Consider the following 10,695-nt stretch of genomic DNA (forward strand, 5'->3'; position numbering starts at 1 on the left):
GCTTCGGAGGGGGCGGAACACGGGGTCGCCGGGGCGGTGGCGGCCGCTTCTGAACGACCGGCAGGGCAGGACCACAGCACATGACCCGTCTCGATCTCCAAGGAGCCATCCCATGTCCAAGCAGACCATCCTCGGCCGTGTCACCCAGCTCGCGAAGGCCAACATCAACGCCCTCATCGATCAGGCCGAGGACCCGCAGAAGATGCTGGACCAGCTGATCCGGGACTACACGAACAACATCGCGGAGGCCGAGCAGGCGGTCGCGACCACCATCGGCAACCTCCGGCTGATGGAGCAGGACCACAAGGAGGACGTGGAGGCGGCGGCCGAGTGGGGCGGCAAGGCGCTGGCCGCCAGCCGGAAGGCCGACGAGCTGCGCGGGGCGGGGTCGGTCGCGGAGGCCGACAAGTTCGACAACCTGGCGAAGGTCGCGCTGGGCCGCCAGCTCCAGTCCGAGCAGGAGGCGAAGACGGCCGGGCCCACGATCGCCTCGCAGAGCGAGGTGGTGGAGAAGCTGAAGTCGGGGCTCGACCAGATGAAGGCCAAGCTCTCCCAGCTGAAGGCCAAGCGCGACGAGCTGGTGGCGCGTTCGAAGTCCGCCCAGGCGCAGAACCAGATGATGGACGCCGTGAAGAACATCGACGTCCTGGACCCGACGAGCGATCTGAGCCGCTTCGAGGACAAGGTGCGGCGCGAGGAGGCGAAGGCGCTGGGCAAGCAGGAGCTGGCGGCCTCCTCGCTGGACGCCCAGTTCGAGGAGTTGGACGGCCTGGGCGACAGCGCGGAGGTCGAGGCCCGGTTGGCGGCCCTGAAGACGGGCGCGTGACGCGGGGTGCGCAGGACGGGGGTCAGTACATGCTCAGGAGCTGCTCCACGGAGAGTTCGGCGGCCGGGGCCCCGTCCGGCAGGGCCAGTTCGAACCAGACGGTCTTGCCGCGCGGGGTGCGGCGCGAGCCCCAGGCGGCGCTGAGCAGGCCGACGAGCTGGAGGCCGCGTCCGCCCTCGTCGGTGTCGCGCGCGCGGCGGCGGCGCGGCTGGACGAGACCGGCGTCCCACACCTCGCAGACCAGGGTGCGGTCGCGCAGCAGCCGGAGCCGGATCTCGCCCTCGCCGTAGCGCAGGGCGTTGGTGACCAGTTCGCTGACGAGGAGTTCGGTGGTGTCGACCAGGTCGTCGAGGTCCCAGGCGACCAGTTGCGAGCGGGCCAGCTCGCGGGCGCGGCCCACGGAGCGGGGTTCGCGCGGCAGCGTCCAGTCCCCGACCGCCTCCCCGGGGAGCCCCTGGATGCGGGCCATCAGCAGGGCGATGTCGTCCTCGCCGTGCCGGGTGTCGAGGGTGCTGAGGACGTGGTCGCAGGCGTCCTCCAGCTCCATCTGCGGACCGGTGAGGACGGCCCGCAGTGCGTCCAGGCCCTCGTCCAGCGGCTGGTCGCGGGACTCCACGAGGCCGTCGGTGTAGAGGGTGAGCAGGGCGTTCTCCGACAGCTCGACCTCGACCTCCTCGAACGGCTCGCCGCCGACGCCCAGCGGCATGCCCGGCGGTACGTCGATGAGCCGGGCGGGCATGCCGGGCTCGACGACGGCCGGGGGGAGGTGCCCGGCGTTGGCGAAGGTACATCGCCGGGTGACCGGGTCGTATACCGCGTACACGCAGGTCGCGAGATACACCTCGGAGAGGTCCGCCTCGCGGGACTTCTGCGCGGCGCGGGAGGGCCACTGCGCTCCCCCGCTGCCGCCGAGGCCCTCGCTGCGCTCGCCGCCGCCCGGGGAGCCGAGGCCGCGGGCGACCTCGTCGAGGGCGGAGAGCACTTCGGCGGGCTCCAGGTCGAGGAGGGCCAGGGTCCGCACGGCGGTGCGCAGTTCGCCCATGGCGACGGCGGCGCGCAGGCCGCGGCCCATGACGTCGCCGACGACGAGGGCGGTGCGGTGGCCGGGCAGCTCGATCACGTCGAACCAGTCGCCGCCGACCTCGGTGGCGGTGTTGCCGGGGAGATAGCGGCAGGCGATGTCGAGGCCGGCGGCCTCGGGGTCGCCGGGGGGCAGGAGGCTGCGCTGGAGGATCAGGGCGCGTTCGTGCTCGCGGCGGTAGAGGCGGGCGTTGTCGATGCAGACGGCGGCGCGGGCGGCCAGTTCGGTGGCGAGCGCACGGTCGCGCTCCCCGAAGGGCTCGCTGCCCTTCGTACGGGAGAACTGGACGAGGCCGACGACGGTGTCGTGCGCGACCATCGGCACGGCGAGCGTCGACTGCACGAAGCCCATCTCGTCGCCGGGGACGTCCTCGACCCGGCCGGAGCCGAGCGCGATGGCGCAGGGCGAGCCGAACGGGAAGCGGTGGACGGAGCCGAGCGCGGGCGGCAGGTCGTCGGGGCCCGGGGGCCCGCTGCCGGCCACGGCGGTGGGCAGGGCGTCGGCGACCGCGCTGGCGTGGGCCACCCGGCGCAGCTCCGCCGAGCCTCCGGCCGATTCGCGGTGGGCGGGCGCCCAACTGCCGGGAGCGGCCTCCTCGCCGGTGAGCAGCCCCTGGTAGAGGTCGACGGTGGCGAGGTCGCAGAAGCCGGGGACGGCCACGTCGAGCAGTTCGCGGGCGGTGGTCTCCAGGTCCAGGGAATTGCCGATGCGGGCGCTGGCCTCGTTGAGGAGGGCGAGGTTGCGGCGGGCGCTGGCCGCCTCGCGGGCGGCGATGTGCCGGCGGGTGACGTCGGTGGCGAGGCCGGCGACGCCGACGGGGCGGCCGGCCCCGCTGTGCACCCGGTAGAGGTTCATGGACCAGTGGCGGCGCTCGGTGCCGCCGGGGGCGGGGCCGACGAGCTGGAGGTCGGTGACCGACTCCCCGGTCTCCAGGACCCGTTTCAGGGTGGCGGACAGCCGGTCGGCCTCGGCCCTCGGCAGATAGTCGTCCACTGTGCGGCCGCGGTGGTCGTCGGCCGCGCCGCCGAAGACCGTGGCGAAACGCTGGTTGGCCCGGACGACGGCGAAGTCCGTGCCGAACAGCACGAAGCCGAAAGGAGATTGGCCGAATATGGCCTGAGAGGCGGCGAGGTCCGTCTCGATGCGCCGCAGGGCCCGGACGTCCACGACGATACAGAGCGCGGCCCGCTCACCCCGGCCCGTCAGACTCGGCATCACATAGACCTCGGCGACGCCGTGCGCCCCGCCCTCGCCCGGCATCCGGAACGGGACGAGGCCCGTCCACTCCTTGCCGTCGAGGATCTCGCCGACCCTCCGATGACCGTCCGAGCGCAGCTCGGCGGGCATGAAGGCCTCCACCGGGTCGCGGCCGATCGCCTCAGTCGAGGACATGCCGAACAGACCGGCGGCCCGGCTGCTCCACTGCTCGATCAGACCGTCGGGGCCGATCGAGAAGGAGGCGACCCTGATGTAGTCATAGATCGAGCCGGGCGGGCTGCTCTGCCACACGACGTCGCCCGTGGTCCCGGCGACATCGCCGACATCACCCGTTGTCCCAGGTATTTCGCTCACGCGACCGTCCCCTCCAGCTCACACACCGGACCGGTCCTGCCCGCAGTATTCAGCACTACGGCCCCGACCGACACGGCGTTCACGATCACAGCAAGGTCTCAGTCCCTTTCAGCCAGGTTCTGCCCGACCTCTGGTGATCGCTGTGCGTCCCTCCACTCTCCTAACCAGGGAGAGCCAGCTCGAACCACACCGTCTTGCCACTCTTTCCGCGACGGGTCCCCCAGCGACGTGCGGAACAGGCCACGAGCTGGAGTCCCCGGCCGCCTTCGTCGTCGGGTCCCGCACTGCGTTCGGTGGGTGGATCCGGAAGCGGATCGGAGACTTCCACCAGCAGTACCGGGGCAGGGGGAGCGAAGTCGGCGGGCGAAGCGCCCCCGTCCGCGTGCGACTGGACCAGGCGTACGCCGATGGGTCCGGAGGCGTACCGGAGGGAGTTGGTCACCAGCTCGCTGACGAGCAGGACCGCCAGATCACCCACCGCGGCGTCGAGGCCCCAGGAACCCAGCGCGCTCCGGACGGCGTGCCGTGCGCTCCGCGCGGAACCGGGTTCGGCGGGGAAGGCCCACTCGGCGCAGTCGCCTTCGGTATCGATCACGCCGATCACTTCCCAGGGACGACCACGGGCTCACCCCTTGTGCAAAAAATGGGGACTAAACAGCCCATACCCACCATTTGTTGCCCACTACCGCACAACCTGCCGTTTGGTGCAGACGGGCGTACCGGGACCGCGTCCGGGGGTCAGTCCAGCGCGCCCGCCGCATTGAGGTCGTCGAAGAGCAATTGGTCCACGGGCGGCACGAGGGCCCGGTCGGCGAAGGAGAACCACGCCATCTCCTCGATCTCGCTGCTCGCGGCGAGCGTGCCGCGGTAGTCGCCGTAATAGCAGCTCATCCGCACGACGGCGGCGTCGGGCCGGTCGTCCACGGGGGCCTCGTACGTCCCGGCGTGGACAACGGTCTCCCGGATCAGGCCGACCGTCAGCTCCTCCTCGATCTCCCGCAGGAGGGTCTGCAGATCGGTCTCCGCGCCTTCGCGCTTGCCGCCCGGGATGTAGAAGACGTCCTTGCCCCGGGGCCGCGCGCAGAGGATCCTGCCGCCCTCGATCCGCACCCACGCCACCGTGTCGATCAGCACCGTCACCGCTCCGCCCCGCTCGCCGCACCTCCGGCGGCTTCCGCGCCCCCGGTCCGGGCGGGACCCTACCGCCCGGACCGCCGACGCGCGGAACGCGGGGACGAAGGCGGGGACGGAGACGGCGGGGCAGGGGCGGGACCGGAGACGACACGAGGGCGCGAAGGCACGAAGGCACGAAGGCACGAAGGCACGAAGGCACGAAGGCCCGAAGGCACGCCACAAGGGAGCGCGGGGCGCGAAGGCGCCGAGGGAAGGCCGTGGGGCCCCCGGAGGCACCGAACGGCCTCCCGGGGCCCCACGAGGCCGCCCACCGCGTCAGGGCCTGGTGCCCTGACCCACGCGCTCCACCCGGTAGACCTGGTGGCGATGACGGTCGTCGAGGCCGTCGGCGACCTTCTGCGCCTCGGCCTGCGTGGCGTACCTGCCCACGCGGTAGCGGTTACCGCCGTCGTCCTGCCGTATCACCTGCCAAGGGAGCACGGCGCCGCTGTCGCTCATCGTGTCGCTCCCCCGCATATCGCCCCTCTTCCCACCGGCGTGCACGTCTCTAAGGATCCCCAGGAAACCGCAGTACGCATATGCCCGAGCGTACGCCTGACCTTCACTCAGTGCAGGCGGGTTTGCACAAAGAGATACACATCCGGCCATCACGAAAGGGGCGCACCCGCAGAATGCGCCCCCCCCATGATCCAACACCCCAGGCCGGCGCCCACGACCGGGCCCGACGGGGCGTCACCTCATCTCATCTCACCGGCAGGTGGTACGCGACCCGGTACCGGTCCGCCGGCACCACCACGTCGGCCGTCTCCACGGCGCGGCCCGAGGCGTAGTACGTACGCCCGATGACGATGACCACATGGCCGGGCACGCCGCCCAGCGCCAGGAGCTCCTCCGCCAGTCCCGGGCGCGCACCGACCTCCTCGGCGACGTTGTCCACGACGACGTCGATCGCGGCCATCCGGTCGACCACCCCGCAGCCGCCCAACGGGCCCTCCTCCGGCAGCATCACGGGCGTCCGGCCGGTGACGGCGAGCGGCTCCCAGGAGGTGGAGAGCATGACCGGCTCCCCCGCCTCCCGGAACACGTAGTGCGTACGCATCACACGGTCGCCCGGCTCGATGCCCAGCCGCTCGGCGATCTCGGGGCTCGCCCCTTCCTGCTCACTGCGGGACTCCCAGGTCCCGCGCGCCCCCTCCGCCGTCTGCTCCTGCCGGAACGGACTGGCCCCCTTGTCCGGCCGGTTGCCGGAGCGGGCGATCATGCGGGGCACGGGACGCTCGCGCACATAGGTGCCGGAGCCGGAGCGCCCCTCCACCAGCCCCTCCGCCATCAGGACCTTTCGCGCTTCCAGGGCGACGGTGTCCGAGACCCCGTACTCCTCCCGGATGCGAGCCTGCGACGGCAGGCGGGTATGGGGCGGCAGCGCGCCGTTGACGATCTTCTCCCTGAGATCGCTCGCCACGCGCAGATAGGCGGGCTGCTCACCGAAAGTCACAGGCCACTCCCAACAGGTTGACAGTCTGCGACAGCCTGACAACCGTGGGTTGTGCACCGCAAGCATGGGCCAGAGTTTCACCCAATGTGATGACCTTGTGACGGTCCACGCATACATCGAACGCGGACACCAGATCAGTCCCGGACGTTCTCCGACTCCACTCTGCCCAGCCGCGCACCGGCCGACACGGCCGCACGGACATCACCGTCATCACCGGCATCACCGCGCTGACATCACCGCACCGACATCACCGCACCGACGCCATCGCCGAAGTCCGGCAACTCCCGGGCCCTTGACCATTTTTGGTCCAGACCAATACCTTCCTGTGCACAGCACGGCTCCCGCACCCCCTTCCGTTTCCTTCCGCCTTCCTTTCGCTTTCCTTCCGCACCGGATCACGCACAGGAACGAGCCTCATGCGCCGAAGAAGCCTGTCCCGAATGACCACCGCCGTCGTCGCCCTGGCCCTGCTGGGGGGCATCGCACCCGCGGCCACGGCCAGCGCCGGCCACGACCGTGACAACGGCGGCGACCGCGACAAGGGCCACCACCGTCCCGCGTACAAGAGCATCGGCTACTTCACCCAATGGGGCGTCTACGGGCGCGACTTCCAGGTCAAGGACCTGGACACCAGCGGGGCCGCGGCCAAGCTGACCCACATCAACTACGCCTTCGGCAACGTCAACGCCGAGGGCAAGTGCTTCACCGGCAACATCCCCGGCCAGGCCGACGCCTGGGCGGACTACGCCCGTCCGCTCGACGCGGCGGGATCGGTCGACGGCGTCGCCGACACCGACACCCAGCCGCTCGCGGGCAACTTCAACCAGCTGCGCGAGCTGAAGGCCAAGCACCCCGGTCTCAAGGTCATGATCTCGCTGGGCGGCTGGAGCTACTCCACCCACTTCTCCGACGCGGCCCGCACCGCGGCCTCCCGCAAGGCCCTCGTCGCCTCCTGCCTCGACCTGTACATCAAGGGCAACCTCCCGGTGGACGGGGCCCGCGGCGGCCAGGGCGCCGCGGCCGGCCTCTTCGACGGCATCGACGTCGACTGGGAGTGGCCCGGCTCGCCGGGCAATGAGGGCACCGTCTTCCGCCCGGAGGACAAGAAGAACTTCACCGCCCTGATCCACGAGTTCCGCACCCAGCTCGACGCCTACGCGAAGAGCCAGGCGAAGGCCAAGGAGAAGGCCGCCAAGGGCAAGGGCCACGGGCACGGGAAGCCGAAGCCGGTCCACTACGACCTGTCGGCCTACGTGGCGGCCAACCCGAAGGCGATCGACGCGGGCTTCGACGTGAAGCGCCTCATGAAGGACTTCGACTTCGTCAACATCCAGGGCTACGACTACCACGTCTCCGGCGAGAAGAAGACGGCCCAGCAGTCGGCCCTGTACGCGAAGAACGACTTCAGCGTCGACCAGACCGTGCGCGACTGGGTACGCCGCGGCGCGCCCAAGCACAAGCTCGTGATGGGCATGCCGACCTACGGCCAGGGCTGGACCGGAGTGAGCGGCGGCGGCACGGGCATGGGCCAGCCGGCCACGGCCCCGGCTCCGGCCACCTGGGCGGCGGGCTACGAGGACTACAAGGTCCTGAAGCAGCTGGCCGCGTCGGGGACGTACAAGATCCACCGCGATGTGAAGAACGGCCACGCGTGGCTGTTCGACGGCACGACGCTGTGGACGTACGACGACCCCCAGGTGCTGCGCACCAAGGCCTCGTACATCCGGGACAAGGGTCTCGGCGGGGCGATGTTCTGGTCGCTGGACGGGGACACCGAGAACGGTGAGCTGATCACCGCGGTCGACCGCGGGCTCAACCGCCGCTGACGCGGCGGCAGTACGCAAGGGGCCGGGGCGGTCGCGCGACGCGACCGCCCCGGCCCTTCTCACGGGGTTCGGTGGTTCAACCGCCCGGGCGGACTCAGAACTGGAGCGCCCAGCTGTTGATCCGGCCGGTGTCGGCGTTCGCGTTGTCGCTGACCCGGAGCTTCCAGGTGCCGTTGGCGACCTCGGAGGAGGCGTTGACGGTGTACGTGGTGACCACGTTGTCGCTGCTGCCGCCGGTGCCGTACGCCTTCAGGCCGTAGACCGAACCGTCGGGCGCGACCAGGTCGATCTTCAGGTCGCCGATGTAGGTGTGCGAGATGTTGACCGGGACGCTCAGCGCGGCCGGGGCGTTACCGGTGACTCCGGTGACGGTGACCGGCGCCTCGACGGTGGCGTTGTCGTTGATCGCGTACCCGGTGGTGTTCTCGAACTTCTTGCCGGGGGGCGGGGTGGTGCCGCCCGGACCGACGTACAGCAGCCGGTTCGGCGAGCCGGTGCCCGGGTTGGTGACGACCCCGGGAGTGGAGGCCGCGACCAGTCCGGCGGAGACCTGGGCGGGGGTCGAGGCCGGGTTGTCGGCGAGGTAGATCGCGGCGGCGCCGGCGACGTGCGGGCTGGCCATCGACGTACCGGAGATGGTGTTCGTGGCGCTGTCGCTGGTGTTCCACGTCGAGGTGATCGAGGAACCGGGCGCGAAGATGTCCACGACCGCGCCGAAGTTGGAGAAGCTGGAGCGGGCGTCGGTGTTGGTCGTCGAGCCGACCGTGATGGCCTCGGCGACACGCGCCGGGGACTTCGTGTTCGCGTTGGTCGACTCGTTGCCCGCCGCGACGGCGTAGGTGATGCCGGCGGCGATGGACCGCTGGACGGCCGCGTCGAGGACCGCGTCGGCGCCACCGCCGAGGCTCATGTTGGCGACGGCGGGCTTGACGGCGTTGGCCGTCACCCAGTCGATGCCGGCGACGACCTGCGCGGTGGTGCCGGAGCCCTGGTTGTTCAGCACCCGGACGCCGACGATCTTCGCCTTCTTGGCGACGCCGTGGGCGGTGCCCGCGACGGTGCCCGCCACGTGCGTGCCGTGGCCGTGGCCGTCCTGCGCGACGTTGTCGTTGTCGATGGCGTCGTAGCCGTTGGCGGCCCGGCCGCCGAAGTCGCCGTGGCTGATGCGCACCCCGGTGTCGATGACGTAGGCGGTGACGCCCTCGCCGGCCTTGTCGGGGTAGGTGTAGCGCTGGTCCAGCGGCAGGCTCCGCTGGTCGATCCGGTCGAGACCCCAGGAGGGCGGGTTGTTCTGGGTGGCGGAAACCGTGAACGTGCGGTTCTGCGAGACGGACGCGACGGCCGGGTCGGCGGCGAACTTCTTCGCCTCGGCGGCCGATGCCTCGACCGCGTAGCCGTTGAGGGCCGAGCGGTAGGTGCGTTCGATGCTCGCGCCGTACTTCTTCGCGAGGGCCTTGCCCTGGGCGGAGTCGGACTTCGCGGCCGAGTCCTTCAGCGTCACGATGTAGCTGTCGCTGATGGTGCCCGGGGCGCCCGCGTTCAGAATCACGCCTTCGGGTGCGCGCTCCGCCGCGGTCGCCGGAAGCGAGGCGGTGGCGAGTGCGACGGCGGCTGCGGTGGCTATCACGGTCGCCGCGGCGAGTCTTCGACGGGCCTGGGGGGTGTGACGCGTCACTGACATCTGAGGGGTCCTCCTCATAGGCGGTGCTCTGGTGGGGGGTGGTGCCGGAGCCACACGACGACTCCCGACAGGGACATGACAAATCAGCCGGCCGAACGCCCCGTTTTCTGCGTCGCCCGGTGAGCCGCGTGCCCTGCTGCCAGCGAAAGATTGACCGATCCATGGCGAACTCACAAGGGTGCCTTGGCGTGTGCCATACGCGAGCCATTCATCTGCCATATGCCTGACATGCTGGTGACCATGACGGCCTATCACTGCCCCGCGGACGGGACCCGGTCCGAGATCACCGCCCTGACCTGGTGCTGCCCGGTCTGCCGTGGCCCCTGGGACCTCGACTTCACCCCCGCGCGGGGCGTGGCGCCGAACGCGCTTTCCGGGCGGGCCAATTCATTGTGGCGTTACGAGGAATTCCTGCCGCTCGCCGCCCCGCCGATCTCCCTGGGCGAGGGCCGCACCCCGCTCGTCCCGCTCACGGACACCGTCTCGGCGAAGCTCGACTACCTCATGCCGACGCTCTCCTTCAAGGACCGGGGCGCGGTGATGCTCGCGGAGCTGGCCCGGCGGCTGGGCCCGGACGGGGTCGTCGCGGACAGCACCGGCAACGCGGGCACGTCGATCGCCGCGTACTGCGCGCGGGCGGGACTCCCCTGCACGGTGTACGTCCCCGAGGGCACGTCCCCGAAGAAGACCGAGCAGATCCGGGCCCACGGCGCGCACCTGGTCACGGTCCCGGGCGGCCGGGAGGCGACCGCGCTCGCCGCCCGCGCGGCGGCGGACGGACCGGGTGTCTTCTACGCCTCGCACGTCTTCAACCCCTACTTCCTGCACGGGACGAAGACGTACGTGTACGAGCTCTGGGAGGACCTCGGCGGCCGGCTGCCCGACGCGCTGGCCGTCCCGGTCGGCAACGGCACCCTGCTGCTGGGCGCGGCCCTCGCCACCGCCGAACTGCACTCGCTCGGCCTGACCGAAACCCGCCCCCGGCTGATCGCCGTCCAGGCCGAGGCGGTCTCCCCGTTGGCCGCCGCCTTCCACGCGGGCGCGGACGACCTCCCTCCGGCCGACCCCGCCGCCGTGGTC

General features: G+C 71.1%; 9 protein-coding genes. 3 read left to right on the forward strand and 6 right to left on the reverse strand.

Going from position 1 to position 10,695, the window contains the following annotated elements; genetic code table 11:
• The first annotated feature begins 112 nt into the window (after positions 1-112).
• Positions 113-826: a PspA/IM30 family protein gene (locus tag HET64_RS31170; RefSeq protein WP_215110499.1), complete on the forward strand. Its 714-nt coding sequence runs from the start codon at positions 113-115 to the stop codon at positions 824-826.
• Positions 827-848: 22 nt separating this feature from the next.
• Here HET64_RS31170 and HET64_RS31175 read toward each other — a convergent pair whose 3' ends face one another.
• The 5 genes from HET64_RS31175 to HET64_RS31195 all read right to left on the reverse strand — a co-directional run bounded on the left by HET64_RS31175 (position 849) and on the right by HET64_RS31195 (position 6,108).
• The gene (locus tag HET64_RS31175) at positions 849-3,416 is read right to left on the reverse strand and encodes a SpoIIE family protein phosphatase (protein WP_215110505.1); all 2,568 of its coding nucleotides are present in this window, start codon (positions 3,414-3,416) and stop codon (positions 849-851) included.
• Positions 3,417-3,639: 223 nt separating this feature from the next.
• Positions 3,640-4,083 (reverse strand): ATP-binding protein, encoded by a 444-nt coding sequence (locus tag HET64_RS31180; protein ID WP_215110500.1) that lies wholly within the window; start codon positions 4,081-4,083, stop codon positions 3,640-3,642.
• A gap of 134 nt (positions 4,084-4,217) precedes the next feature.
• Complete coding sequence (locus HET64_RS31185) at positions 4,218-4,619, reverse strand: NUDIX domain-containing protein (RefSeq protein ID WP_215110501.1); 402 nt, start codon at positions 4,617-4,619, stop codon at positions 4,218-4,220.
• 309 nt (positions 4,620-4,928) lie between these two features.
• Positions 4,929-5,129: a hypothetical protein gene (locus HET64_RS31190; protein WP_047178584.1), complete on the reverse strand. Its 201-nt coding sequence runs from the start codon at positions 5,127-5,129 to the stop codon at positions 4,929-4,931.
• A gap of 226 nt (positions 5,130-5,355) precedes the next feature.
• Positions 5,356-6,108 (reverse strand): GntR family transcriptional regulator, encoded by a 753-nt coding sequence (locus tag HET64_RS31195; RefSeq protein WP_215110502.1) that lies wholly within the window; start codon positions 6,106-6,108, stop codon positions 5,356-5,358.
• 416 nt (positions 6,109-6,524) lie between these two features.
• On the opposite strand from HET64_RS31195, the gene HET64_RS31200 reads away from it, so the two are divergent.
• Positions 6,525-7,934 (forward strand): glycoside hydrolase family 18 protein, encoded by a 1,410-nt coding sequence (locus tag HET64_RS31200; protein ID WP_215110503.1) that lies wholly within the window; start codon positions 6,525-6,527, stop codon positions 7,932-7,934.
• 94 nt (positions 7,935-8,028) lie between these two features.
• Here the strand turns inward: HET64_RS31200 and HET64_RS31205 are convergent, their stop codons facing one another.
• Positions 8,029-9,615 carry a S8 family peptidase gene (locus tag HET64_RS31205; protein WP_215110504.1) on the reverse strand — a complete coding sequence of 529 codons (1,587 nt, stop codon included), beginning with the start codon at positions 9,613-9,615 and terminating at the stop codon, positions 8,029-8,031.
• 228 nt (positions 9,616-9,843) lie between these two features.
• Between HET64_RS31205 and HET64_RS31210 the strand changes: the two genes are divergently transcribed.
• On the forward strand, positions 9,844-10,695 hold an 852-nt coding region (locus tag HET64_RS31210), incomplete at its 3' end, for a pyridoxal-phosphate dependent enzyme (RefSeq protein WP_215110506.1).

Source organism: Streptomyces sp. McG3 (assembly GCF_018619185.1).
Taxonomy (GTDB): Bacteria; Actinomycetota; Actinomycetes; order Streptomycetales; family Streptomycetaceae; genus Streptomyces.

Excerpts from the sequence above, each read along its gene's own strand:
- HET64_RS31200 (WP_215110503.1), top strand. The coding sequence starts at position 6,525 with ATGCGCCGAAGAAGCCTGTCCCGAATGACCACCGCCGTCGTCGCCCTG.
- HET64_RS31205 (WP_215110504.1), bottom strand. The coding sequence starts at position 9,615 with ATGTCAGTGACGCGTCACACCCCCCAGGCCCGTCGAAGACTCGCCGCG.
- HET64_RS31170 (WP_215110499.1), top strand. The coding sequence starts at position 113 with ATGTCCAAGCAGACCATCCTCGGCCGTGTCACCCAGCTCGCGAAGGCC.
- HET64_RS31190 (WP_047178584.1), bottom strand. The coding sequence starts at position 5,129 with ATGCGGGGGAGCGACACGATGAGCGACAGCGGCGCCGTGCTCCCTTGG.